At 53.6% G+C, this 26,229-nt stretch carries 20 protein-coding genes (1 of these 20 running past the window's edge); 9 read left to right on the top strand and 11 right to left on the bottom strand.

Annotated features, from left to right (window positions below):
- Positions 1-247: 247 nt before the first annotated feature.
- Both SH527x_RS13715 and SH527x_RS13710 read left to right on the top strand, forming a co-directional pair.
- Positions 248-616, top strand: coding sequence for a DUF2185 domain-containing protein (locus SH527x_RS13715; protein ID WP_437191241.1), 369 nt, complete (start codon positions 248-250; stop codon positions 614-616).
- 5 nt (positions 617-621) lie between these two features.
- Positions 622-1,092, top strand: a complete 471-nt coding sequence (locus SH527x_RS13710; RefSeq protein ID WP_437191240.1) for a DUF2185 domain-containing protein — start codon at positions 622-624, stop codon at positions 1,090-1,092.
- 336 nt (positions 1,093-1,428) lie between these two features.
- Here the strand turns inward: SH527x_RS13710 and dnaE are convergent, their stop codons facing one another.
- Positions 1,429-4,992 carry a DNA polymerase III subunit alpha gene (gene dnaE / locus SH527x_RS13705; RefSeq protein ID WP_437191239.1) on the bottom strand — a complete coding sequence of 1,188 codons (3,564 nt, stop codon included), beginning with the start codon at positions 4,990-4,992 and terminating at the stop codon, positions 1,429-1,431.
- Positions 4,993-5,421: 429 nt separating this feature from the next.
- Positions 5,422-6,753, bottom strand: a complete 1,332-nt coding sequence (locus SH527x_RS13700; RefSeq protein ID WP_437191238.1) for a Gfo/Idh/MocA family oxidoreductase — start codon at positions 6,751-6,753, stop codon at positions 5,422-5,424.
- Between the two features lie 422 nt (positions 6,754-7,175).
- Here SH527x_RS13700 and deoC point away from each other — a divergent pair, with 422 nt between their 5' ends.
- Positions 7,176-7,868, top strand: coding sequence for a deoxyribose-phosphate aldolase (gene deoC, locus SH527x_RS13695; RefSeq protein WP_437194628.1), 693 nt, complete (start codon positions 7,176-7,178; stop codon positions 7,866-7,868).
- A 26-nt stretch (positions 7,869-7,894) separates the two neighbouring features.
- Here deoC and SH527x_RS13690 read toward each other — a convergent pair whose 3' ends face one another.
- Positions 7,895-8,434, bottom strand: a complete 540-nt coding sequence (locus SH527x_RS13690) for a metallophosphoesterase (protein ID WP_437191237.1) — start codon at positions 8,432-8,434, stop codon at positions 7,895-7,897.
- A gap of 75 nt (positions 8,435-8,509) precedes the next feature.
- On the bottom strand, positions 8,510-10,477 hold the full coding sequence (locus tag SH527x_RS13685; protein ID WP_437191236.1) for an ArnT family glycosyltransferase: 1,968 nt from the start codon (positions 10,475-10,477) through the stop codon (positions 8,510-8,512).
- Positions 10,478-10,819: 342 nt separating this feature from the next.
- Between SH527x_RS13685 and SH527x_RS13680 the strand changes: the two genes are divergently transcribed.
- Positions 10,820-11,599 (top strand): SDR family NAD(P)-dependent oxidoreductase, encoded by a 780-nt coding sequence (locus tag SH527x_RS13680; protein ID WP_437191235.1) that lies wholly within the window; start codon positions 10,820-10,822, stop codon positions 11,597-11,599.
- 33 nt (positions 11,600-11,632) lie between these two features.
- Here the strand turns inward: SH527x_RS13680 and SH527x_RS13675 are convergent, their stop codons facing one another.
- From SH527x_RS13675 to SH527x_RS13665, 3 genes are all read right to left on the bottom strand, one after another.
- Entirely contained in the window at positions 11,633-12,700 is a 1,068-nt protein-coding gene (locus SH527x_RS13675) for a protein arginine kinase (protein WP_437191234.1), read from the bottom strand.
- A gap of 318 nt (positions 12,701-13,018) precedes the next feature.
- A complete protein-coding gene (locus SH527x_RS13670; RefSeq protein ID WP_437191233.1) occupies positions 13,019-13,594 on the bottom strand; it encodes a peroxiredoxin in 576 nt (191 codons plus the stop codon).
- A 323-nt stretch (positions 13,595-13,917) separates the two neighbouring features.
- Positions 13,918-15,096 (bottom strand): isocitrate/isopropylmalate dehydrogenase family protein, encoded by a 1,179-nt coding sequence (locus tag SH527x_RS13665; protein ID WP_437191232.1) that lies wholly within the window; start codon positions 15,094-15,096, stop codon positions 13,918-13,920.
- Positions 15,097-15,688: 592 nt separating this feature from the next.
- Between SH527x_RS13665 and SH527x_RS13660 the strand changes: the two genes are divergently transcribed.
- A complete protein-coding gene (locus SH527x_RS13660) occupies positions 15,689-16,390 on the top strand; it encodes a hypothetical protein (RefSeq protein ID WP_437191231.1) in 702 nt (233 codons plus the stop codon).
- Positions 16,391-16,409: 19 nt separating this feature from the next.
- Here the strand turns inward: SH527x_RS13660 and SH527x_RS13655 are convergent, their stop codons facing one another.
- The 4 genes from SH527x_RS13655 to SH527x_RS13640 form a co-directional block, all read right to left on the bottom strand.
- The gene (locus SH527x_RS13655) at positions 16,410-16,979 is read right to left on the bottom strand and encodes an NADH-quinone oxidoreductase subunit A (protein ID WP_437191230.1); all 570 of its coding nucleotides are present in this window, start codon (positions 16,977-16,979) and stop codon (positions 16,410-16,412) included.
- Between the two features lie 41 nt (positions 16,980-17,020).
- Positions 17,021-17,596 carry a 4Fe-4S binding protein gene (locus SH527x_RS13650; RefSeq protein WP_437191229.1) on the bottom strand — a complete coding sequence of 192 codons (576 nt, stop codon included), beginning with the start codon at positions 17,594-17,596 and terminating at the stop codon, positions 17,021-17,023.
- Between the two features lie 191 nt (positions 17,597-17,787).
- Positions 17,788-18,297, bottom strand: coding sequence for a Holliday junction resolvase RuvX (ruvX, locus tag SH527x_RS13645; protein ID WP_437191228.1), 510 nt, complete (start codon positions 18,295-18,297; stop codon positions 17,788-17,790).
- Positions 18,298-18,829: 532 nt separating this feature from the next.
- Positions 18,830-19,066 carry a hypothetical protein gene (locus SH527x_RS13640; protein WP_437191227.1) on the bottom strand — a complete coding sequence of 79 codons (237 nt, stop codon included), beginning with the start codon at positions 19,064-19,066 and terminating at the stop codon, positions 18,830-18,832.
- 376 nt (positions 19,067-19,442) lie between these two features.
- Here SH527x_RS13640 and SH527x_RS13635 point away from each other — a divergent pair, with 376 nt between their 5' ends.
- The 4 genes from SH527x_RS13635 to SH527x_RS13620 form a co-directional block, all read left to right on the top strand.
- On the top strand, positions 19,443-20,483 hold the full coding sequence (locus SH527x_RS13635) for an NAD(P)H-dependent glycerol-3-phosphate dehydrogenase (protein WP_437191226.1): 1,041 nt from the start codon (positions 19,443-19,445) through the stop codon (positions 20,481-20,483).
- Positions 20,484-20,804: 321 nt separating this feature from the next.
- A complete protein-coding gene (gene ilvD, locus SH527x_RS13630; RefSeq protein ID WP_437191225.1) occupies positions 20,805-22,484 on the top strand; it encodes a dihydroxy-acid dehydratase in 1,680 nt (559 codons plus the stop codon).
- 413 nt (positions 22,485-22,897) lie between these two features.
- Positions 22,898-23,881: an SDR family oxidoreductase gene (locus SH527x_RS13625; RefSeq protein WP_437191224.1), complete on the top strand. Its 984-nt coding sequence runs from the start codon at positions 22,898-22,900 to the stop codon at positions 23,879-23,881.
- Between the two features lie 102 nt (positions 23,882-23,983).
- Positions 23,984-26,229: the 5' portion of a polysaccharide biosynthesis tyrosine autokinase gene (locus SH527x_RS13620; protein ID WP_437191223.1), read on the top strand. Its footprint extends 139 nt past the window's final position; 2,246 of the gene's 2,385 nt are visible here — the first part of the coding sequence; it begins with the start codon at positions 23,984-23,986; its stop codon lies beyond the right edge, outside the window.

Genomic DNA, 26,229 nt, shown 5'->3' with positions numbered 1-26,229 from the left:
GAGCGAATTCGGAAACGCAGTGGCAAGGGATTTGGTGGAGAATTCGTCCTTAAAAGATGAGCCCACTCTCGTCCCGCATGAGTATCAATGCTCAGGCAACTGCTTCGATTCAGATTCCCAATAGATTCATATTATCAGGTGCGAATGCCTGCCATGTGTCGTGCACTTTAAGAGATGGCTCGCTCCTGAATTGGCTTTTAGCCCGATAAATCAACGTCTTCAGATCCGAAATGGAAGGCAAATAAGAATGTCAGATGCAGATCAATCAAATTCCTCTGATTCCCCAGAGGAAATCAAGCCACTTGCTCTTGGCAAAGGGCTTGGATTTGCAACAAAGATGATTACAGAAGAAGGCGCCCCCGTCGCTCTGATGTTCCGGGAAGAACCGGAAGATGAGGAAGATAGCGGCTGGCGTTTTCTGTCTGGTTTTGAAACTCAGGAATACCTTGCGGATCCAGAGTGCGGCGGATTCTATGATGTCAACGATATCGCAAACTGCGATGAAGACATTGTACAGTTTCTCGATGCACCGGTAGGCTCGACATTTGCTCGCAACGAAGACACTAGTCTTTTCGAAGCTGTAGACGTCGAAGAGATTGAAGAAGATCAGGAGTAATTGCGATGTCGAATGAGAATGAGAAGCGTTACAAACTTTCAGATGACCAACTGAAGCCACTGGCTGAAGGCATTGGGTTCTGCTTTGCAACCGATGCCATTACGGTCGAAGGCCACAAGATCTCGTTCATGTATCGGGAAGAGCCTGATAATGACGTCGATAGTGGCTGGCGTTTTTTGACCGGCGCAGAGTCACAGGAATATCTGGACGAAGAGTCGAACATTGGTGTTTTCGATGTGAACACCATTGCCAACTACGATCCAGACATCATTCCTTATCTCGAGTCTCCAGTCGGAACCGCGTTTGAACGTGAAGACGGTCAAGGCGAATTCGTTGAAATCGAACTCGTAGATGACGATGAAGACTTCGACGACGAATTCGAAGACGACGATGAAGATGAAGACGACTACGAAGACGATGATGATGTCGACGACGACGATCTTGAAGACGATGAAGCCGAAGTCGAAAAGAAGTAGAGTCGGTTCAATCGATCAGGTGGCCGCGTAACAGCATTTTCACTCTGTGAAATTTTGTTCCCGCGTGCCGTTGGCCGCCACTTTCAGTCGGTCTATCAAACCTGATTCGATGCTCACTTTTGGCCGTGCATCACCACGACTCTCATCGAGTATGGTGTGCACGGCTATTTTTGTGCATGAACCGTTTTGCTGACTCCCCTGATGCTCAGGAGTTAGACCGGATTTGCCTGTCATGCGGCCGCGCAGCAGCTTTCCCGAGAGGCAGAAGCTTAATTCCAATCTCGCCTGTCGGAAACGCTCAACGATTTCTGGAAATGCTCTCGTTCCAGAAGTGCTCTAATGGGATTGGTTGCTTCCTGATGGGGCGGTTGCCTGAAATCGACAACCTCCCTCACCGAGCGCATCTTGCAGTTCAAGCTTTAATTCTGGTCGCGCAGAGACCGTCATCGGCGTGGTCAGATACGCTCGCAGGCGTCGACCGGTGGCGACTCGGATCAGTTCCTGTGTCCCGTTCTGCTTTCCGTCGACCTTCTCTTCAATCGTGTCGACGACGACCACTACTGGAGTCTTGCCTGGGTACCGGCTCAGAATGTCCTTTGCACGTTTCATGTCCTCTTCAGTGTGGTATCCACGTTTCAGGACCAGTGCGATGGCTTTTGTGAATTCCTTCTCCGCGTCGGCCATAGTGAAGAGTTTGTTCACGATGATGTTGGGTTCTCGCCCGCGTGAATCGATACGTCCACGGACGAGGACAACCGTGTCGGAGACCACCTTTTCTCCCGCGTTTGCGTAGTCGTCCGGCCACATGATGCAGCGGACGACACCGGCCGGATCTTCGAGGTCGAAGTTCACGTACTTGCTGTTGCCGTTGCGAGAAGGATTCTTGGTCGTGGCCTTCTTGATGGAGGCAATCATTCCGCCGAGCAGGACTTCTTTTCCATCGCCAAGGTCACGCAAGTCTTTGGTGGTCTGCTGTGTGAAGGCTTCAATCTGATCGGCGAATTCGGTCAGCGGGTGCGATGTCAGATAGAACCCGAAGACTTCTTTTTCATAGGCCAGTGTTTGACTGTGCGGCCAGTCTTCAGCTGGCGGGATCGCCGCCTGAGAGGAAGTGTCGTCTTGTTTGCTGCTTGGTTCCGGCTCGCCAAACAGAGAACGCTGACCTCGGGCCTTGTCCTTCTGTCGAGACGCTGCCCCCTGCACGGCACGGTCAATCACCTGCATGTGCTGTGGTCGTGTTGGTCCGAAGCTATCGAGAGCACCTGCTTTGACCAGAGTTTCGACGACTCCCTTGGAGAGCAATTTGGGATCAACCCGTTCGCAGAGATCAAAGATGTCTTTGAATTTTCCATTGGCGTTGCGCTCATCCACAATCGCCTGAACCGCATTCAGTCCGACCCCTTTGATTGCTCCCATTCCGAAGGAGACGCGGCGTTTGGCATCCTTCGCTTGCTTCTCCACAATCAGACTGAACTCAACGTCACTGACGTTCACATCTGGGGGAACAATCTCAATCCCCATACGACGTGCGTCGTCGGTATGCTCGAAGATACGTTCGCTTGATTCCATTCCGCAGGACAGCAGCGCTGCCATGAACTCTTCTGGATAGTGAGCTTTCAGGTAGGCAGTCTGGTAGGCAATCGCTCCGTACGCAGTCGAGTGCGATTTATTAAACCCGTAACCGGCGAACTTCTCGATCAGGTCCCAGATCCCCTGAGCCTGCTCTTTCGGCATCCCGTGCGTTCCGGCTCCTTCGACGAACTGTTCGCGATAGCCGGCCATCACATCCAGAGTCTTCTTGGAAATGGCCTTAATGCACTTATAGGAACTCGCCAGCTCAATCCCCCCGAGGCGATTGAGAATGCGCATCACCTGTTCCTGATACACCATCACGCCGTACGTCTCATCGAGAACGCCGTCGACGATCGGGTGAACCTTCGGGATCGGTTCACGGTTATGTTTCACGTTCACGTACGTCATCACCATCCCCCCTTCAAGAGGGCCTGGGCGATAGAGCGCCGATGTCGCGATGATGTCTGCGAATTTATCCGGCTTCATCTTGGTAAGGAGGTCTCGCATCCCTCCCGACTCTAGCTGGAAAATCCCCTTTGTTTCGCCACGTTGCAGCAGAGCGAATGTTTCGGTGTCGTCGAGCGGCAGGTCTTTGGGAACGATGTCGATGCCACGGTGTTTTCGGACGTTAATCACCGCCTTGTCGAGAATCGACAGATTGCGGAGTCCAAGGAAGTCCATCTTCAGCAGACCGGCTTTTTCAACTTCGGTCCATTGAGTCAGAACGTCTTCTTTACCGCTGATCTTCTGCAACGGGATGTATTCATCGAGCGGTCTATCCGCGATCACGACACCCGCCGCGTGCGTTCCCGCTGATTTCGCGAGACCTTCCAAAGCCATCGCGTAGTTGATCAGTTCCTTCACTTGCGGGTCACTCTCGTAAGCCGCATTCAACTCAGGGCTCTCTTTGAGAGCGTCCTTGAGTTTGATGTTCAGGGTTTCCGGAACCATCTTCGCGACTTCATCCGCGCGTTTCAGCGGAATGGACAAAGCGCGTGCGACGTCGCGAATGGCTGCCTTGGCCTTCAATGTGCCGAAGGTTCCAATCTGGGCGACGTTGGCGTGCCCGTATTTCTCTTTCACATAGTTGATGACCCATTCCCGGCGATCCCGGCAGAAGTCCATATCGATATCGGGAGCTTCTGTTCGACTCGGATCAAGGAATCGTTCGAACAGCAGGTCGTATTCGATTGGGCAAATGTCCGAGATCCCGAGCAGATACGCCACAATAGCGCCACATGCCGAACCTCTCGCGGTACACGGAATCCCTTTTGCTCGAGCGAATTGAGCGAAGTCCCAGACGATCAGGAAGTAGCTCGAATAGCCCATCCGCTCAATGATGCCGAGTTCGAACTCAAGGCGGTCGATGAACTTCTGTTCGGGCGCATCACCGTAACGCCACTTCAGTCCGTCGTAGGCGACTTCGCGAAGATATTGGACGTCGGTTTTGGGCGGTGGTGGTGTGAAGACTGGAAAGTGTCGCGTTTTCAGGTCCAGATCGATGCTGCAGCGGTCTGCGATCTCTTGAGATCGCGCCACGGCTTCCGCGTGTTTTGGAAACGCGGCATACATCTGTTCTGGCGAGCGAAGAAAGAGCTGATCCGTTCCGATCCTCATTCGCTTTTCATCACTGCGAAACGCCTTGGTGTTCACGCACAATAACACGTCGTGAACGTCCGCGTCATTCTGACAGAGATAGTGGGCATCGTTGGTCGCAACAAGCGGCAATCCCATCTTGTCGGCGATATCAATCGTTGCTTCCGCACACGATTGCTGAATCTCCACGCCCGCATCCTGAATTTCCAGATAGAAGCGATCACCGAAGACTTTCATGTACCAGTCAATGAGTTGTCTGGCTTTATCCTTCTCGTCGGCCAGCAGCATGCGCGAGAGTTCGCTGGAAGCACACCCGGAAAGACAAATGATTCCTTCGTTGTGGGCTTCAAGGATTTCTTTGTCGATGCGAGGCTTGTAATAGAAGCCTTCCAGAAACGCTTTGGACGAAAGTTTGGTCAGGTTCTGGAAACCGGTACGGTTCATCGCCAGCAGCGTCAGGTGGAACGCTGCTTCTTTCAGGCGACTGGCACTGCGGTCCGTACGATGCCCCGGGGCGATATACGCTTCGTACCCCAGGATCGGATTGACCCCTTCTTTCTTGCAGACCTGATAGAACTCCAGGCTTCCGTAAAGGTTGCCGTGATCCGTGATCGCACAGGAATTCATCCCCAGATTTTTGACCTGCTTGATGAGGTCAGGAACGCGATTCGCTCCGTCCAGCAGGGAATAATGGGTATGGCAGTGCAGGTGAGCAAAAGGACGCGTGCTCATGACTCTCCGATGATTCCAGATCGAGGCAAAGATCGAGGCGTATTGACCGGCAGCAGCCTGCATTTTTCAGTCAATTGCAGACGACTCCATGCATCGTCGCAAGGAGTGCGTGAACCTCATGCAGGTCACATTTCAAATCGGAACGAACGCTTCAGAAGGATGAGTCGATCCCCTTGATTGACATTCTGAAGGGGAGATTCTGATGCGTTGATGCGACTGCGAAAGGCGACGGCAGAGGAACGTGATTTTACCCGTTTGACTGGGCGTTGTCTTCCAATCGTCTCTGTTCTCGCGTGAATTTGTCACCTGAATTGTGTCTGGATTACGGACTTAAAAGAAACAGGCTGAAAGCGTGCTCAATTTGAACCCGCTTTCAGCCTGTGAATGTCAGAACAGCAGTATTTATGCTGTCAGAAGATCAAAACGTGATTACGCCTTGAGAACCTGAGTCACCCCTGGGATGGCGATTGGGTACGCACCATCTGGTCCCGGAACGACTGGCGGAGTTGCATCCCAGCTGAATTCAGTTGGAACGATGCCGATTCCCTTCTCCAGGGCGTCTTTCATCGTGAGTTCTTTTCCGGAGTAAGTCGCCATACGACCGAGAATCGAGGTCATTGACGACATCGCTCCGTTGTCGGCCTCGGAATAGGCTTCCCCTTTGCGAATCGCGGCGAACATATCGTCGTGTTCGACCTGGAAAGGGTTGCCCCCTTCACGAACACGTTCGGCTTTGCCTCCACCGAATGGTTCAAACCGTGGATTTGAACCGAGATGCACAATCCCTTTTGTGGTGTGGACGTGCTCAGAGACGTCGTTCCAGCAGTTCTTGATGTGTCGGCACTGGCTGAACATGACGGTGCCGTCTTCGTAGGTGAACTCGCAAGCATGGTGATCGTAGATCTCACCGTACTTCGGTTCCTTACGAACTTCACGTCCGCCCATGCCGTTGCAAGTGACGGGGTAGCCGCCCATCACCCAGTTCCCAACGTCGAGGTTGTGAATATGCTGCTCGCAAATGTGATCGCCGCAAAGCCAGTTGTAGTAGTACCAGTTGCGAATCTGATACTCCATCTCTGACTTCACCTGATCACGGGTGACGCGTGGTTCCCACACCCCGGCACTGTTCCAGTACACGCGAATGGCACGAACTTCCCCGAATTCGCCTTCTTTCAGGCGGCCAATCAATTCGAGATACGACTTCTGGTGGTGACGCTGCAGACCAACGCCGACCTTCAGGCCCTTCTCTTTGGCGATTCGGGAAGCATCCAGAACGCGCTGAACGCCTGGGGCGTCGACGGCGACTGGCTTCTCCATGAACACGTTCTTGCCTTGGGCAACAGCGTATTCAAAGTGGATCGGACGCAGACCTGGTGGGGTTGCGAGAATGACGAGATCGACTCCAGAGTCAACCACTTGCTTGTAGGCGTCGAAACCGACGAATTTTCGGGCTTCTTCAACGTCGACTTCAGCGTCTGGTTTTCCGGACACTTCACGTTGAATGTTGCGAAGCGAGTTGTCGATGGCGTCACGGAACGTGTCGCCCATCGCAACGAGTTTAACTTTGCCTTGGGTGGACAATGCTTGTGCGGTGGCACCGGTTCCACGGCCGCCGCAACCCACGAGTCCGATCTTGATTTCGTCGCTGCCAGCGGCGTATGCCCGGCTGGAAATTCCCTGCAGTAACCCTGCTCCCAAGGCCGCTGCAACGGATGATGTTTTCAGAAAATCCCGACGTGTCGGTTCAGACTTTTCAGACATAGATGACATCCCATTCCACAAAAGTCAGGAAGTGGCAGATCGAACAACTGAATCTGCTGATGTGTTCGCAATGATGTATTCAAAAAGTCAGCCTGAATCCGCGTCCCGTGGGAAAAGATGCGTGCAATCCGGATTCAGGCCTGGCGTCCGCAGAATCATTTTCGCAGATGCACGTCAAAAGTACACCCATCGACCTATGTTGACTGGTCGCTGAGTGAGATCTGCATTTGTAATATTTTTGAAAGACAGACACTCAACGAATCGTCGGATTTCCCGAACTGGCCTCCGCTTGAGGATTCGTTTCGGTATAAAGTCTGGCGATTTGCTGACGTCACTTTTCCAACTTCAGCAGATCCGATTGTCTGCGTTCAAAGAAACTCTTTGCATTCGAGTAATCAGTGACTTACCACGACATTTCACGCATGATCGACCATGCGTTGCTGACCCCGAACCTCACGACCTCCGAACTCGATGCCGGGATCTCTCTGGCGTTAAAGTACGACGTTGCCAGCGTTTGTATTCTTCCGTATGCGATGCGGCATTGTGCCGAACGGCTTGCGGAATCTGAGGTGAAGCCGAGTACAGTCATTGGATTTCCACATGGCGGGCAGATGACTTCCGTGAAGCAACGGGAAGCGGATCAGGCGATTGCCGATGGCTGCGAAGAACTGGACATGGTCGTCAATATTTCGCAGGTATTGAGCGGATTATGGGTGCCCGTGCAGAAAGAGATTCAGGGAGTGACCGAGTCCGCACACGCAGCGGGGCGTAAAGTCAAAGTGATTTTCGAGAACTGCTATCTGACCGACGATCACAAACGACGGCTCTGCGAAATTTGTGGAGAGCTCAATGTCGATTGGGTGAAGACTTCCACAGGTTTCGGGACTCATGGAGCAACACTCGACGATGTCATGCTGATGAGGAACACGTCGCTTCAGCATGTTCAGGTGAAAGCGGCAGGCGGAGTGCGCACGATCGATGATGTTCTGGCGTTTCGTGCAGCAGGAGCCACGCGAATCGGAACCAGCAAATCGGCAGTGCTGCTGAATGAATGGCGAATTCGGCTGGGGCTGCCACCCATTGAAGGCGAAGTTGGAAACACCCAAGGTTATTAAGCAATCACGCCGTTGCGTGCGTGTGGCTATTCCTTCTTACGTCGCCGTTGCTCGTCCCAGCTCGGAATGGGAATCGACACGTCCAACGGGATGATTTCCGCTTGTCTGGTCGTGGTTTCCAGAAGTGCGACCGTTGGTTTGTTATAGGTCCAGCCCGAGGTCTCACCGGGATTGATGATGAGTCGTCCTTGTTCATCAGTCTTGATCGACGGGCGATGCGTATGCCCGTGAATGGCGACATCGAATTCGCCCTGAAACGCTTTGAGCTGACTCGGCATGTGGGCAATAACCACTTTGGTGCCATCGGCAAGGACGTAGTCTGCCGGGGCTTCGCGAATCTCACCGATCACGCGAAAGCCTCCGACGATGCCGATTCGGTTTCCTTCATTGTCGCCGAAACAGCCATACAGAGGGCATTTCAACTGACGAAGTGGAGGGACAGCAAATGTTGAGACGAGATCCCCTGCAAAGAGTACGTACTCACACTCGCGCTCATTGAAGAGTGCGACGGCACGCCGCAGGTTGTCGAGATGATCATGCGTGTCTGAAAAGATACCGACCAGCATTTCTCTGCATTCCTCAAACTGCAATCAACTCGGTTTGCTTACTCTCTGATTATGAAGGGAGTAGCCGGGCGTTCGCTACTTTGCCTTAGCGGGATCAGGGAGTCGTTCCCAACTGCGATGGGACGCGTTGAAAACAATGGCGACCCGATCCGGGAATAAACTGGCTCGCTCTTTCGCCTGAGTCAGAGAATTCACTCTGGCGACAAGGACCGGACCGGTTAACGACGGCGGATTTGAGATGTAATCAATATGGCGGTCGGTTGGATCCGGAATCACAAACACAACTGCATCCTGACCGGTGCGCAACTCTTCAATCGACAGTCTGAAGTGATCATAAATCCGTCGTGAGAACGCGGTCTCTGCAAGTCCCTGCGGAAGTCGTCCCGGCCACAAGGGGGGAATGGTGACGAGATTGACCAGCACTGCTGTGAGAATCATTGCTCGCCACCAGAGTCGAATTCCCAGCATTCCCTCAGCGGCCCAGGTGCGATCAAGTCGGGTGCTTCCTTCTGCAAACAACAGGAGCCACAAGGGAGCAGTTTCCATCACATAGTGCCAGTTCATGATCCCAGTGAACCAGTACGGGATGTGGGCAAGGTGCAACGTGACAATTGACGCGACAATCAATAACCAGCGGGGGCTGCCGAGCCAGGGAGTGAGCAGCACTGGAATGACGGCCAGCATCAGCGGGACGATCCCCAGTGTCCATCGCATACTGGTTGTGAGTCGCGTTCCGGCGTTCTTCAACGCGAGTTCAGGAGTCAGGTTCTCGGCCCAGCGATCATAATTGTCGAGGACTTTTGGCCCGAGATGCTGTTCTCCGATCACCACATTGTTGAAGCCGTAGCGATGTCGAGGTGTATAGATGTCGGTATACAACTGATACGGTGAAGTCAGTGCGGAACCGGTAATTGCATGCTGTGTTGCCAGCAGCACACCGAACCCGAAAACGAGCGGCAGACCCAAGACAACCGCTGCGAGAGTTCGTTGCAGAAATGGCGTGACAGGGGGGCGTTCATTCTCCTCGCGAACGAAATGCTTGTCGACGATTTTCTTGATTTCCTGAGTCTCTGTAATCGCGACCGTGTTCATCGATCGATCGTGTAGCGGACGTCCGGTAATCCACCAGTAAAGAAAGAAGATTCCAAAGGGAAGCCCGAAACCAGCGGCGGTCATGGGACGGCAGAGCATGGCGAAAGCCAGACCAATCCCAGAGAGGAAAAGGACTGTCAGATTTGCTGTTCGTATCCAGTACAGAAACGCCCAGAGGAAGAGAAGCAGCCCGACCAGTGTTGGATGGTGTGACAGCAACAGTGTGCTGAACAGGATCATGCCGGGGGACAACGCAAACAGAAGTCCGGCGAGAATCCCGACCTGATTACTGGAGAGTTCCCGGCCGATCCAGAATATGAGAAACGCGGCGATTGCCTGTGCGATCTGATGCCCGAGATGAGGATCTCCCATCGCCAGGAATGGAGCGATCCAGAGGCCGACGCCCGGGAAATAACGGCTGGCAAACATGCCTTCGTTCAGCACATGTACCTGATCAAACAATTCCGGGTGTGTTACATGGCTCGGGAACGAGACTCGTCCCTGTAAGTATGTTTCGGCCTGAAATAGATAACTGAATTCATCGTGATATGCCGGTGGAAGTGTGGCATACGGCGCTTCTGACTGACGAGCGATGACGAAAGCGAGTCCCCCGATCAGTAGTGCTGTCCCCCAGGTTGGCAACAAGCTGGACCGATCGCGTGATGATTGGGTGAGCCAGGTGGAGAACTTTGATTTCCTGTCCATCGCCGTGCGGCGTGGGGAACGGATTGCAGTACAGAGGATCAGGAGGATCAACAGTGGTGCGAATGGAAACCAGTCAGCCGTTGGCCCGGCCATCCATCCCGTCAATGCGTCTTTCCGTTGCTCGGGATCTGCCCAACGGGTGGTTTCAATTAACCCGGTAATCAGGAAGACTAAAGCGTACGTAAGCCCCCCGATCCATTGCGGGACGAGGTTCGAGATGGCCGATGCTGTTCGCTGTGGGTTCAAATGCGAATGATCCCCAAAATGATGAGTTCAATACCGGAGTCGTTGTTATCGCTCGATTTCATCCGTTCTGTACCGACGAGTTCGGCACACGATTGGATTGCCGTGCTTCAGAAATCTCGACTCCAGCCCTGAATGTTAGAGCAATTTCAGAAATCATGCAGCGTCTGTGACCGTAGTTGGTGAATCTTTGCATTGCTGGAAGATCTGTACAGGCCCTTCTCGGCAAGTTCCGGGAGAGGGCTTCCGGTTTTCCCTTTCAGAGATGGTCAACTGGATTCTGTTCTGTAGAGTAACAGGGAGTGGATGAATGCTTCCTTTTGTTGCTTCCGAATGGTCTGACCTATGTCACTGCTTCCCGGCATTAAACTGTTCAACCTTGCTGGAAAATCTGCGATTGTCACTGGTGGATCGAAAGGGCTCGGGCTGGCAATGGCCGCGGGATTGGCCTCAGCCGGAGCGAACGTTCTGATCGTGAGTCGAAACCTGCAAGAGGCGCAACATGCTGCCACGCAGCTTTCAGAAGATTATGGAACGAAGGTCGTCGGATGTGCCGCCGATGTGACAGACCAGGCTCAGGTCTTTGCGATGGTCGATCTCGCACTCTCCGCGTTCGGCAAGATTGATATTCTGGTGAATAACGCTGGCATCAATATTCGTGGACCGATCGAAAACATCACGCTGGATCAATTCCAGCAAGTCCAGCGAACCAATGTTGAAGGGCCCTGGCTGTGCACCAAGGAAGTTGTTCCGGTGATGAAGGAAGCAGGCACCGGACGCATCATTAACATTGCCAGTACGCTGGGCCTTGTCGGTCTTGCCAACCGGACCCCTTATACCGCAAGTAAAGGAGCCATCGTCCAAATGACTCGGGCGATGGCATTAGAATTCGCCCCTTACGGGATCACTTGTAACGCGATTTGCCCCGGTCCGTTCCTGACAGAGATGAATGTCCCGATTGCGGATACGGAGGAGGCGAAAACCTCGATCATCGGTGCCGTCGCAATGAAGCGTTGGGGGCGCCTTGAAGAGATTCAGGGAAGCGTCATTTACCTGGCAAGTGATGCAAGTAGCTACGTCACTGGAAGTGTGCTGACGGTAGATGGAGGGTGGACGGCCAGTTAAGACCGTCCACATCGATCCAGTGACTCAACCGGTCTAGTTCTGGTTGGGATGCTTCCCGATCAGACGTTCACGGAGCAATGTGGCACGAACCGCGTTGCGTTCAGATGACTCCAAGGCTTCGCCACGAATCTTCTGAAGGTGGGCCGGTTGTGTCTGAATACAGAGTTCGTTAATCGTGCCGATCTCGACGTCGTCCACCAGCCCGAGGTTGATTCCCATGCGGACGCTGGAGAGAAGTTCCATCGTCTCCTCGGTCGAAATCTGTCGGGCACTGCCAAGAATGCCGAGTGCTCGTGACACCTGATCGTGGAGTCGCTGACGGTCTCCTTTGATCAACGCTTGACGTGCTTTTCTTTCGTAACGCAAGACATCGGGAATGACCCGCTTCACGTTCTGAATGATCTGCTCTTCCGATTTTCCGAGCGTGATCTGGTTGGAGATCTGATAGAAGTCACCCATCGCCTGACTTCCTTCGCCGTACAATCCACGTACGGCCAGATTCATTTTGTGCATCGCCTGGAAGACCTGTTGAATCTCCTTGGTCAGGACGAGCGCTGGCAGGTGCAGCATGACGCTGACTCGCATTCCGGTCCCGACATTGGTTGGGCAGGAAGTCAGGTAACCGAACTCGTCGCTGAATGCGAAGGCGACACGTTGTTCGAGTTCGTCGTCGATGCGGTTGATTTCGCTCCAGCAGTCTTCCAGCGAATAACCACTGCGCAGGACTTGCATGCGCAGGTGGTCCTCTTCATTGATCATCAGGCTGACGGTTTCCTGTTGACCAATGCATGCACCGCGTGGTCCCTGAGATTCAGCGTGCTCGCGACTGATGAGCTGCCGTTCGACCAGAAATTGACGGTCGACCTTAGGCAGGTCGTTGACTGAGACATAGCTCAGTGACGGGCCTGACGGGATCTCGGAGATCTGTTCCCGAAGAATCGAGTTGATCTCAGATCGGGTCGACTCTTCTGCGCGCGGTGGAAATGAATAGCCAGCCACGTTTCGAGCGAGACGAATTCGAGTGGAAACGACAATGTCCGATTCCGGACCGGTCCCACGCAACCATTCGCCGCTTGTTCTGATTAAATCGTCCAATTCCACGGTCTTACCTTTCGTCCGGATTTTGATCCGGATCGCCCGATTTCAAAGGTTTCCGAGCAGTTGAATTATCTGCGATCGACTTCTGAAAGCGTTCTCGATCTGAGAAGATGCCATCAGTGGAGACTGTTGCGTCTTGTCGGTCTGCCCTGTTCCTCTGATGGTATTTTCACGGAATCACCCGTCTGGGGGAAGGGGAACAGATGAGATTCCTGCGAAACTCAAAACGACCAGAGGTCAACCTGATGTAATTCAGGCTGACCTCCGTCGAGTGAATGGCGATGTCCGTCGTGGTCCGGCATCGAGCAGAAGTAGTGGAGATTACTTCTGTGCTGCGACAACTTCGGCCACTTTCTGGCTGTCGGTTTCCGGATTCACAGTTGGGTTGATGTAGGCCAGTTTGCCATCTTTTCCAATGACAAATGTCCAGCGTTTAATGGTGAAGAAACGGGTGAATGTTTCGTCTTTCCCGTCCACCTTTGCTGTCAGGGACTTTTCGCCAGCGGTTGCTGGAACGCCAAACGCCTTGGCAACGTCCCCTTTGACGTCAGCCAGCAGGGTGTAGTTCAGTTCGTGTGCTTTCTTGAAAAGTTTGTGGCTGGCGACGTCGTCACCGCTCACGCCGACAACTTCGATGTCCAGGTTGGTCAGTTTGGACATGTCGTCGCGGAATTTACAGGCTTGTTTGGTGCATCCACCGGTCATGTTTGCTGGGTAGAAGTAAACGACGATCGCCTTCTTTCCAACATGGTCCGTGGATTTCCATTCCTTGCCAGTGTCGTCCTGAGCAGAGAACACGGGAGCGGCGTCGCCCACTTTCAATGGTTCCATGGCATCACTCCGAGTTGCGCACATAAAGATTGCTCCGAACAGAGCACATGCAAGTTGCAGACGCATTCCCATTTCTCCCGTTGATGATTCGTTTTCTGCATTCGTAGTGTGAAAACGTTACGAGCCAATTTCACGGCAATGAAATTTCATCGCCGGATCGCCTCGTGAAGATCCGCACGTCAATTCAGCAGACTTGAGCATACGACCTGACCGGCGCATCGTCTAGCAGAGAACGCACTGCTGATGCGTTGTTGCAGCGGATTGTATTCCGGGATTATTTGCAGGCAGCGCAGAAAGTCACCAGGCAAATGAAAACGGACTGCCGATGAACGACAGTCCGTCTGGATTGTAGTCGGATCTCCTCTTCTGGGCAGAAGTGGAGAACGGAACTATTCAGCCTGCATCTTGCGAATGATTGCGTCGGCCATTTGTGAAGTTCCGACTGCAGTTGGATCGTTACGATCCTGCTTCATGTCGTAAGTCACGTCTTTGCCTTCAGCAATGACAGCGGAAACGGCACGTTCCAGTTTGTCGGCTGCTTCCTGTTCGCCGATGTGCTCAAGGAGCATTCGACCAGACAGAATCAGAGCGACCGGGTTGACCTTATTGAGGCCTTTGTACTTAGGAGCGGACCCGTGAGTCGCTTCGAAGATTGCCCCTTCGGTTCCGACGTTCGCACCTGGAGCAACGCCAAGGCCGCCGACCAGACCGGCACAGAGGTCGCTGAGGATGTCGCCGTACAGGTTTGAAGTGACGATCACGTCGTACAGTTCTGGCTTTTGGACCAGCTGCATGCACATGTTGTCGACCAGTCGCTCGTTGTACTCGACTGAGCCATGCAGGTCTGGAACTTTTCCGACCAGCTCAGCATCTGGAGCAACACCGTTAGCGAGTTCTGGCCATTCGAATTTGGCACCGTAAGCCAGAGCGACAGCGCGGGACTCGTCGTACCACAGGCCGTCGGTGAACTTCATGATGTTTGCTTTACAAACCGAAGTCACGACCTTACGGCTCTGCTTGTTGGCATAGCTGAAAGCGTAATCGACGATCCGACGAGTTCCCTCATAAGAGATCGGCTTAATGCTGATGCCGGTCTTCTCTGGGTGAGTGCTGATCTTTCTGCCGGTTGCGTATTCGTTGATCGTTTTGATCAGCTGGCTTGTCTTCTCAGCACCGGCCTGGAATTCCACTCCGGCATACAAGTCTTCGGTGTTCTCGCGGATCAGCACCAGGTCGACCGGGGTGTTTTCGTAGTATGTACGAACACCTTTGTATTGCTTGCATGGGCGAACGCAGGCGTACAGGTTCAGTTCCTGGCGCAGAGCAACGTTCACACTGCGAAAGCCCTTACCGATTGGGGTGGTAATTGGAGCCTTGAGTGCGACTTTATTCTTCTTGATCGAATCGAATACACGAGTCGGGATCTGGCCTTCCTTCTCGATGACTTCGATACCGCATTCCTGGACGTCCCAGCTGATTTTGACGCCAGTTGCGTCGAGGCAGCGACGTGTGGCTTCAGCGATTTCTGGCCCAACCCCGTCACCTGGGATTAATGTCACGTGATGCATCTCAATACCTTCTCGTTCTAACACATGACCCGCGTTGGCGGGTTGGCGGACTGTCAAATGCGAATTGAAGGACCGTATCAGAGAAAATCCAGCCTTTCAAGCCGCGAACGGAATCCGCGCGAAGTTGGAACGAGTGTCGTCGGTTTGATGCCGCAATTGTCGATGCGATTACAGTCCGGTCCGGCGGCGGAAATCACTGGTCATTTGCCGGCAGTTGAAAATCCTGAGCGATTCTGAAGGGAATCCTCAGAAAAATCGGGCTCACCGCAAAAATTGGCACCCAAACTGCTTTTGTGCCATTCGAAACAACCTTCCGTGTCACACCTGCCACTGGAACCTGGGTACGCATGCTCCTCGTTTCTCGTCGTCCCACCCGTCGAATGACGTTTGCAGATTCGTGTCAGTACGAGGCACGTTGTCCGCGTTTTCGAATCGCGCTGAACAACCCCTTTTCTGAAAAAGAACTGCAATTCGTTGGCTTCATTCCGCCAGACACTTCCGCCAAATGCATTGGGCGTGGTTTATGTTTGAGTGAAGCTCATTTGGCGGCGACGGGCTTTCGTGTCCTGAACAAGTTCAGAGGCTGTTTCAGATGCTGATTTCACTGGTCAGTCAATTTTTTAGACAACGACGGCGCTCACCCGTTCGTCTGTTGTTTATTGAGCAGAAACTCCCGACCAAGATTCCACAGGAAGTGGAGGAAACCTTGATCTTTCCGGAAGCCTTGCCTGACTTTGGAGACGAGTCACTCACGAAGAGTTTGAACTCGCTTCTGTCACGGTATGTCCACTCTGTTTCCCGTGAAGAATTGATGTCGATTGACACCGATTCATTTCTCGCATGGATGATGAAGCAGAAGTGTGTTACTGCCGAACAGCGTGCGATATACTTCGACCTGTTTGCGCCAAGAAGTGTCGAACTTCTCTCACTGCAAAAGCGATTGGAGCATGCCCGATTTGAAGAGTTGTCCAGTCGACCGGTGGGTTGGAAGCAACGGATTTTGAGTTCGCGCACACTGGTGATCTTGAATCCCAGCCACCTCTGGGCGGCTCCGCCAGCTGCTACGGACTCGAACATGGAATACTCGCATCTCGATGAGTTGCTGTACTACCAGGTCTCCGGAGAAATCCGTATGGCAGCGGTCGAGGCGACGTTGGCACCGCTGATCAAGGCTCTCAGTCGCGGGCCAGTTTCGTCAAGGGCCTTTGTGCGACAACTCGATTCCAGCGGTTGCAAAGACTGGTGTGTTCACCTGAAGAGCTTGCTCGATGGCAAGGTTCTGGCGATCTCCTGATGGGCGAATTCGCTGGGAGTTACTTCTTGATTAACTCGTGAGTTGCTGGCGGCGCCGGTGGTTGCCGCGGAGCGATGGGATCGGTGTGTCCCTGTTTGATCATCGATCGCACCCAATCGAGGTCACCGCGAAACCAGACATACGCGAAGCCGACGAGCAGGACGCCGAAGAACACCAGCAGATCAGCAAGTCCGGTCTGTGCGAGCAACAAGGCATCTGCGGACGTGATTGCTGTTTCCGCTGTTGTCGTGCCGGGGGGAAGGCTGAGCAGTTTGTCGCTCAGGTTTGTGCGTGCGACTTCGGAGAGGCGGGAATCTGCCAGTTGAGTTGCTCCCCCGAAGACTGTTGCCCAAGGGAAGAAGAAAACCACTTCCACATCGAACAGAATGAACAGCAACGCGACGACGTAAAAGCGAATATCGAACTGGACATAGCTCGACCCGATCGCTGGTTCACCGCATTCATAGACCGCCAGCTTCTCGTCTGTTGGAAGATTCGGGCGTATGAAATAGCCCAAAATCAGCGGGACGAGCAGTAAAGATGCCCCGGCAGCGGTGAACAGAAGTAGGTGAAGCGTCAGGTCGGTCATGTTGTCAGCAAGGGAGTGACGAGTTGTAAGGGCCTGCTGAATTACTGTTGAATCGGTTGTTGTTCTTCATTGACAGGTTCGGCGAATTCGAACGGGTTCGGTTCGCCTTTAACCCACACCGGTTGATGCAGGGCTTTCGATTCCGCAACTGCTGTCGGGTTGAGTGTCGATTGTCCCCAGGCAATCTGCAGTGGCAGCTTTGCATAGTCGACGATGCACCCGTCGCGGCTATAGCAGCTCAGGTCGTGATTGGCACCCATGAAGATGCAGTCGACAGGGCATGGATCCACACACAAAGCGCAGAACATGCACTTGGTATAGTCGATCGTGAAGCCTTCGATTCGAAAGCCTTTGCCGACGGGACTCTTCACCTTGTCGATGTAAATGCAGTCAACCGGACAGGCGACTGCACACTTGTCACACCCGATGCAGGTCGTGAGATCGAATCGGTGGAACCCACGATAGCGTGCTTTCACCGGGACCGGACGTTCCGGGTACTCGTAAACCTCAGTGAATGTCCGGCGACGATACGTCTGTAATGCTGTGCGCAGTGTGATCCACATCCCATGCAGGACGGTCGTCACAGCGATCCAGACATTTTTGAACCATTCGCGCACGGCGGAGGTCGATCAAGTTCAGAAGTATGGGTGTGAACTTGCGCGACATGATCGCAAAGTCCATATGGATTATAGGTTTCTGAGATTCAGTCGCAACTGTGCCTCGGGAGAGGACCGATGGATGGTGCCGGCGTTGCGATGTCCGACTGTCTTTCAGGCCGTTCGAGTTGGATCAGGTTCGCTCCAAGGCTCTACCGGTACTCGTCGAATTCCCCGAATTCGTCATCATCCGGAGTTCGTTCTGGAGTCGGTCGATTCGCGTCCAGGTACGCTTGCAGGATAATTTGAGCGGCAACTTTGTCGATGCGTTTCTTGCGCTGCTGTCGAGAAAGATCGGCATCCAGCAGATAGTCTTCGGCAGCGGCACTGGTGAAGCGTTCATCCCAATACGCCACAGGCAGCCCTGTGAGTTGGTGCAGCCATTCCCCGTATTGCCGAGCTTCGCGACTCTTCTGGCTTTCGTCGCCGTTCACATGGATTGGCAGGCCAATGATGATTCCGCAGGGACGATAATCTTCCAGAATCGACCGGTAATAGCGGGTGTCGAGCAGTTCGTTCCGTCGCTCGTAGGTCTCCAGCGGACTGGCGAACGTTCTGTCTGGGGTGGCCAGGGCCAGTCCGACTCGTTTTGTTCCGTAATCAACTCCCAGCAGGCGTCCGCTGGGAGGAATTTCTGATGATGAAGTATTGGCGGTGGTCATTGACCCGAATGCGTTTGAATTGAAAGACTCCAGTTGGTGCGGCGCCATGGCGAGGGGCACGAACTGGAAATGCAGATCAGTGTGGAGGGATGAGCGGCCTGGAACGCTCCCGGACACTTTAACTCAATGGTATTACCCTGAGAGTGAATCGGGAACTCTGCTTTGCGTCTCGAAACAGAAAAGATTGAAAGCTCACGCGGATTGGGGAGCGACCGATGCTGCTTTCTCCTCTGGATACTCATGGAGAATCGGCACGAAGAATCAGCGTGGAGAATCGAGGCGGTCTTGGAGGGCTGGATCTTTAGATCCATACCGGATGTCCGGACGCCATGTGAGAATGCGTTCTCATTTCCGACGGTGGCTCGTTTCACGACGCATCTTGATCACAGCCATCGCACACAGCATGGGCCAGTGGCATGAGCCAGAGGTCCGGTGAGACTCGACTGGTCCCACGGGGGGAGATGCTGGACTCTGGCCGGATCGAGTGCGAAATGCACTCGATTTCGACTGCAATTTGTCGCGGCGACGTCCGTTATTTGTGGTAGCCGAGCGAAATCATGACGTCGTAAAGTTCTTCGAACGTGATAAAGCGACGACGATTGGCCAGCTTGTACTGGTCGACGGCGTTTGCAAGTTCGTTGACTTCAGGGCGTACAGAATTTCGGGAATCAGAGAACTGTCGACGTTCGGCACCAGGAGTTGGTCCAGTACCGCGAGGTCCCTGACGGCGATCAACAAATTGTCCGTTGCCAGATCCGAATGATTGCATTTTCTTTCCTTGTGAGCTGTGATTGCTCGAACTCGGAATGGTTCTTGTCTCGATCAGTTCAAGCTTATGTCAGTGAATGCAGGAGTCTCGGGAGAATTGGGAAGACTGGCAGAGATTTATAGCTCGTATACGGTGAAGTGTGCCGAGTGTGTCGATTTTGCTGGCAAGTCGACGTCAACGAGACGCTGTTCGTTTCGGCATCAGGAATACATGATTCAGTCCTGGTACCCTCTCTCGTGTCGCTCGCTGGACTGCAAATCTGACAAGAAGATGCGTTCGAAGAGAACCTTGCATGCTATCAAGGCGACATGATTCGATTAGACTGTCAGTAGAGACGGACTGAAAGAGTTGCGGACCGAAGCAGCATGATGAGGCCATGATCTGGCTAAACCTGCTGTTCAATGGAGGATACGACGACGCCATGCCTGCGAAAGTGACCATTCTGGGAAGCGGATCCATGGCAACGGCGTGCGCAATTGTGCTCGCTGAACACCCTGACACTGCGATTTCAATCTGGGCTCGGGACGAACAGTCCGCTGCCGAACTACGACGGACCCGTGGGAATGCGCAGCTTCCCCCTACGGTTCGTATTCCGGATCGGGTCGAAATTACTCACGACATCGATCTGGCCGCGGCTGGTGCGGACTTTCTGTTTATTGCCATCCCGTCGCAGTATCTCCGACTCGCGCTTTCTCCGCTTAAAGAGCATTTGAAGGCCCCGCTTCCCACGATCAGTGTCATTAAAGGAATCGAGAACGAGACGTTTTTACGTCCGAGTGAGATCATTCAGGATGTCTTGGGCCCGCGCCCGGTCATCGCACTTGTAGGGCCAAGCCATGCTGAGGAAATCGCCCGACGCATGCCGGCGAGTGTGGTCGCTGCCTGTGAAGACGCCAGCATTGCAAAGCAGGTTCAAGACCTGATTTCGACTGACCGCTTTCGGGTTTATACTAATACCGACATCATCGGAGCCGAGCTTGCTGGGGCTCTGAAGAATGTCATTGCGATTGCCGCCGGAATTTGCGATGGGCTGGGGTATGGCGATAACGCCAAGTCAGCGTTGATCACCAGAGGAATTATCGAGATCACTCGTTTTGGGATCGCATTGGGAGCCGAGCCAGCCACGTTTGCCGGGCTGGCAGGATTGGGGGATCTGATCACCACCTGCACCAGCCAGCATGGCCGAAATCGCCGGGTAGGCGAACGGTTGGGACGCGGAGAAACATTGGCCGAGATCATTGCATCTTCGACCTCCGTGGCAGAGGGGATCAGCACTACCAGAGCGGTCCATCATCTTGCGAAGGCCAAGGGGATCGACATGCCGATCACAGAGCAGATCTATCGCGTCTTGTTTGAGGGGACGCACCCTGTGGAAGCGACAGAAGTTCTGATGAGCCGGCCGACAGGCGAAGAATAGAGTCGAAACCTCCCTGCGATTCGGGAGCTCCTGCGGAATTGGTTGTCAGGCAGTGCAATCTGCAATGGGAGACTCGACGACCGATGCAAGAATCGTCACACTTTTAAATTCTGTTTTGAGTAATTTTGCACAGATACTCAGGTGAAGTCTCGCAAGAAACGTGATCGCCTGCCTCGCGAGTCGAGCAGCATCGGCGTATGACAATTTGCGATCGAACCTGACGACATGGCACAACGGCGAGCAACCTGTATTCAACTTGGAATGCAGGTTGACTCAGTTTGTATTTTCAGGACTTACGTTTTTCACACGGCCAGGCGCCCCATGACTCAGCTCAACAAGATCTCCGCACGCATCACCCAGCCGCGATCCCAGGGGGCTTCGCAGGCAATGCTGTACGCAACCGGCATGACCGAAGCCGACATGAACAAGGCTCAGGTTGGGATCGCCAGTTGCTGGTACGAAGGCAACTCGTGCAACATGCACCTGTTGGATCTCGCAGCGAAAGTGAAAGAAGGGGTCGTCGCTGCCGGTTTGGTCGGGATGCGGTTCAACACGATCGGGGTCAGCGATGGCATCTCGATGGGAACCGACGGGATGAGCTATTCATTGCAATCCCGCGACCTGATCGCCGATTCCATCGAGACCGTCTGCGGGGCTCAATGGTATGACGGAATTATCACGCTGCCGGGTTGCGACAAGAATATGCCGGGCTGCATCATGGCCATGGGCCGTTTGAATCGCCCTGGTCTGATGGTCTACGGTGGAACGATTAAGCCAGGATGTTCAAGACGGGGCGACAAGCTCGACATCGTCTCTGCATTTCAGGCTTACGGGCAATATCTGAGCGGTGCGATTACTGAAGAAGAACGTGCGGAAATCATTCGCAAGTCTTGCCCAGGCGCCGGTGCCTGCGGAGGGATGTACACCGCGAACACCATGGCGAGTGCGATTGAAGCCATGGGGATGTCGCTCCCGTATTCTGCATCCATTCCTGCGGTTGATCCTCAGAAAATGGACGAGTGCTTCAACGCAGGAGCCGCAGTTCGCAATCTGCTCGAAAAGGACATCAAGCCACGCGACATCATCACTCGCGCTGCCCTCGAAAATGCGATGGTTGTCACGATTGCATTGGGCGGATCCACAAACGCCGTGTTGCACCTGATCGCCATCGCTCGCAGCGTTGGCGTTGAACTGAGCATTGACGACTTCCAGCGAGTTTCCGACCGTGTTCCATTCCTCGCAGACCTCAAGCCATCAGGCAAGTTTGTGATGGAAGACCTGCACGGTGTCGGTGGAACACCAGCTGTGATCAAGTACCTGCTGGATGAAGGGTTCATCAACGGCGATTGCTTGACAGTCACCGGCAAGACACTCGGCGAGAACGTTGCCAACGTCGATGGACTCAAAAAGGGCCAGGAAGTCGTTCACGACCTCGGACATCCGATCAAGCAGACCGGTCACATTCGTATTCTGCGTGGAAACGTCGCTCCAGAAGGAGCCGTCGCGAAGATTACCGGTAAAGAAGGTTTGGTCTTCAAGGGACCGGCTCTTTGCTATGAACGTGAAGAAGCGATGCTCCTTGGTCTGGAACAGGGAGAAATCAAAGGGGGCGAAGTCATCGTCATCCGCTATGAAGGTCCGAAAGGGGGCCCAGGGATGCCAGAGATGCTGACTCCAACTTCGGCATTGATGGGAGCAGGTCTCGGAGACAAAGTGGCGTTGATTACCGACGGTCGCTTCTCCGGTGGATCTCACGGGTTCATCATCGGTCACGTCACACCTGAAGCTCAGGTGGGCGGCACAATCGGACTGTTGAAGAACGGTGACATCATCACCATCGATGCGGAAAGCAACGAAATCAACGTCGATGTGTCAGCAGAAGAGTTGGAAAGTCGTCGGTCACAATGGGTTGAACCGCCGCTTCCAGCAACTCGCGGAACTCTCTACAAGTATATCAAGAACGTAAAGAGCGCGAGCGAAGGCTGCGTCACAGACGAATAATCACGCTCCGTGAGCCCATTCTGTGAGTTCACTTAGACCTCTGAGTCGTGAAGTTGCCGACAGCCGGATTCCTGATGGGAGTCCGGCTGTTTTTCTTTGTGCTGCCGATGTAACTGCTGACCAGAATTGCGTTCCCGTCCGAGTTTTTGGGTCCCTTGCGATGTGTTCGTCGCCGGAATAAATCCGATCCCTCCCTGCTCTGTTTCGCTTTCTGCGTTTCCGCATCTGCAGTGGGACGGAGTGTTGCGAATCGGGAACATGGCAGAGCTGGTTGCGCTAATCGTCACAATAGGATGTCGAAGTTTTCCTACATTGTTTTCATTTTTCGACACGCCCCCCTGCTGCGAGCTAGGTTGACAGCATCACCCGTTATTTCATGACGGGCAATTGATCGCAAAAAACAAGGGGCCATTGTGTCGAATTCACTCTCTCGCTGCCTGGTGACTGGTGCTGCTGGTTTCATTGGGTCTCATCTGGTCACCCAGCTGGTGAAAATGGGCGTTGAGGTGCGTGCATTCGACAACTTGTCGACAGGGCATTTGCGAAACCTGACTCATGTTGAAAACGAGATCGAATTCATTCAGGGAGACATTCGGGACACCAACGCAGTGAATGCTGCGGTTCAGGGGTGCGACGCTGTCTTCCATCAGGCAGCTCTGCCATCCGTCCCGCTGAGCGTCAAAGACCCTGTTGCGACACATGATGTTTGTGTGACAGGAACTCTGAACGTGCTGGACGCCGCGAGAAGATCCGGTGTTCGCCGTGTCGTCTTTGCCGGTTCGAGCAGTGCTTACGGTGATTCACCAGAGATGCCAAAACGCGAGACACATGTCCCGCAGGTTCTTTCGCCCTACGCGGCGGCCAAGATCGCTGGCGAATACTACTGTGAATCCTTCGCTTCATCTTATGACCTCGAAACGGTCCGACTGCGATACTTCAATGTCTTCGGGCCGCGTCAGGATCCGAAGAGTCCTTATTCTGCAGTGATCCCTCTCTTTGCAAGTGCTTTGCTGGAAGGGCGCACTCCACGAATCTTCGGGACAGGCGAGCAGTCACGCGATTTCGTGTTCGTAGAGAATGTGGTTCAGGCAAATATTCTTGCTGCAACAGTCCCGGGGGTTTCCGGTCGCGTTTACAACGTTGCAAGCGGAAGCACGATCAGTGTGCTTGAACTGCTTGAGAAGATCTGTCGTGTTCTGGAATTCCAGTTCCTGCCAGAGTTCTATCCAGTCCGCACAGGCGACATCCTGCATTCCTGGGCTGACATTTCCGCGATTCAGAATGACCTGGGTTACTCCGCAAACATCTCGTTGGATGCCGGACTACAGAAGACGCTGGACTTCTATCGCAACGAACACGCTCAAATGCAGAAACAGTCGTTGGTAAACAGCCTGTAACGCTGGTGAACATGCCCGTCGAGGTCTGACCTCCATTGTGCATCAAGTCAGTTTGACGTTGTCGCTGAAACAGGCATGGGCCTGTCCCCTGAGGATCAATTCGTGTCAGCACCACAAAAGCCAACCAATTCCGCCGCCGAGTTCGATTTCGCTCCCTTTGGGTTTCACACACCTTCAATTGGGCGCTCCATCGACATCGTGAAGTTCGTGTTGTCGCTTTGGAAACCGTTGGCGTTAGGTCTATTCGCCGGGTTGCTGGCCGGAATCTGCCTGTATCTCTATCTCGGGCCGCTTTACTCTGCATCCACGCAGGTGCTCGTTTCCAAGAAGGCAACGGTCCCTCAAAATAATGGGGAAGCGAATCGCTATGGAGAACGTGGCGACCATGTGCAGCTGATCAAAACCGACCTGATCGTCGAACGGGCGTTCAAAGATCACGGGCTCAGCGAAATCCCCTCTTTGGCCGGGGCATATGATCCATTGCGGGAAGTGACCGAAGGGCTTTCCGTCGACCGCAGTGCCGGGCAGGAAAGTTCGTTCGATAACGTTCTCACTCTGTCGTACCTTCACCCGAATAAGGACCTTGCCAAAGCTGTTGTTCAGGCAATGGTCGAAGCGTACGGCGATTATCTGGAAGACACCCGCGATCAAAACGCACAGCAGCTTTACAAGACGCTGCTGGATCGGCAAAAAGGCTTGGAAACTGATATCCAGAAGCTGGAAGTTGAGTATCAGACATTCCGCAACAATGCTCCTGTATTTCTCAAGGCGTCCCCTGTCATTTCGATGAACGGGATGCAGACACAGGCTCCAAACCAGTACGAAACCGAACTTGCCGCAATCGAAACCGCTCAAAACGAGAACCTGCGAAAGAGTTCGAGCATTCGTGCCCGGCTGGCGACACTGGATCGCAAGATCGAAGAAAAGCCATCCAGAGAAGAGCTCGAGTTCTGGGTTCTGCACTCATTGTCGACAGGAACTGCAGGGGCAGGTGGTGGACCTGGGACAGCGGGCGGCGGTGCTGCAATGGCATCGTCTCCGGAAAAGGCTCAGCTCGATTCCCAGTTACTCACGGCTCAGATGCTGGAGCAGCGACTGTTGCATTCGCTTGGTGCGGAACATACTCAAGTCAGAAATGTTCGGAAGCAAATTCAGACCTTGCTGGGCTTCTACACACGACAGGGACTACGTCCACCGGAACTGAAGGACGAAAGCGGCAAACCGATCTCATCACGATCTGCTGCGTTGGGAATGGATATCGTTTCGGTCTATCGCGATACGTTGGTTGGACAGCTGAAAGAGCTGGAGCTGGATAACGAAAACCTTGCTCTGCTGCACAAGGATGCTCAGCAGAAAGCCAAGCAGGCCGAGATGTTCGAAGTGGAAGAACAGCGTCGCAAAGACGAAATCAGCATGAAGAAAGATCAGCTGGAACGCCTCTTCGACCAGATCGCCGAATACGATATTTCACGAGGCCAGGAAGGATATCGCTTACAGCAGATTTCTCAGGTTCGAATCGAACGTTCTTTGAAACGTGTTCTGAAGCTGGTCGGAACCTGCGGAGTGCTGGGCGTCGTCATGATCTTCTGCCTCTCCTATTTCCGCGAGTGGCGAGATACGTCGCTCAAGACGCTCGACGAGGTCACAACGTTTATGCGGAAGCCGATCATGGGATCCGTCCCATCGTTCCGAAACACCAGCGATACGAATCGTCTGGCCAAAGAACGGGGAATTTCACCCGCATTGTGCTTCTTCAATCGCCCGGGGTCGCGTGACGCGGAAGCATACCGATCGATCCGGACATCCCTTTTTGTCACGATGAAAGAGGGAGAAAAGGTAGTTCAGTTGAGCAGTGCGGCTCCTGGAGAAGGAAAAAGCACCACTGCCGCGAATCTGGCTGCGGCCATCGCACAGTCAGGGAAGAGTGTCCTGTTGATTGATTGCGATTTACGACGCGCGACACAGCACCAGTTATTCAAAGCGTCGAACGATGTGGGGCTGGCTGATGTGTTGCAGAACGAAGTGGAATGGCGAAATGTCGTGCAGGTGACAGCCATCGAACGTCTGTCTCTGCTCACGTCAGGACGAGCACCTGCGAATCCTGCAGAGCTGTTGTCTGATACAAAGCTCTCGGAACTCCTGAAGGAAGCTCGGGAAGAATATGACTTTGTACTCATCGATTCGCCGCCGATTCTGGCCGTGAGCGATCCATGTATCATCGCTCCGCATGTTGATGGAATGTTGCTGGTGGTGCGAATGAAACAGACCAATCGTGCAGCTGCCCGTCGAGTCCACGAGACAGTGACGGCGCATGGTGTTGCGGTCTACGGAGTCGTTGCCAACGACTT

Origin of the sequence: Planctomicrobium limosum, from assembly GCF_051465645.1 — a bacterium.
Taxonomy (GTDB): Bacteria; Planctomycetota; Planctomycetia; order Planctomycetales; family Planctomycetaceae; genus Planctomicrobium.
Note: the sequence above shows the minus strand (reverse complement) of the source record. Positions and strands in the feature narration are given on the sequence as shown.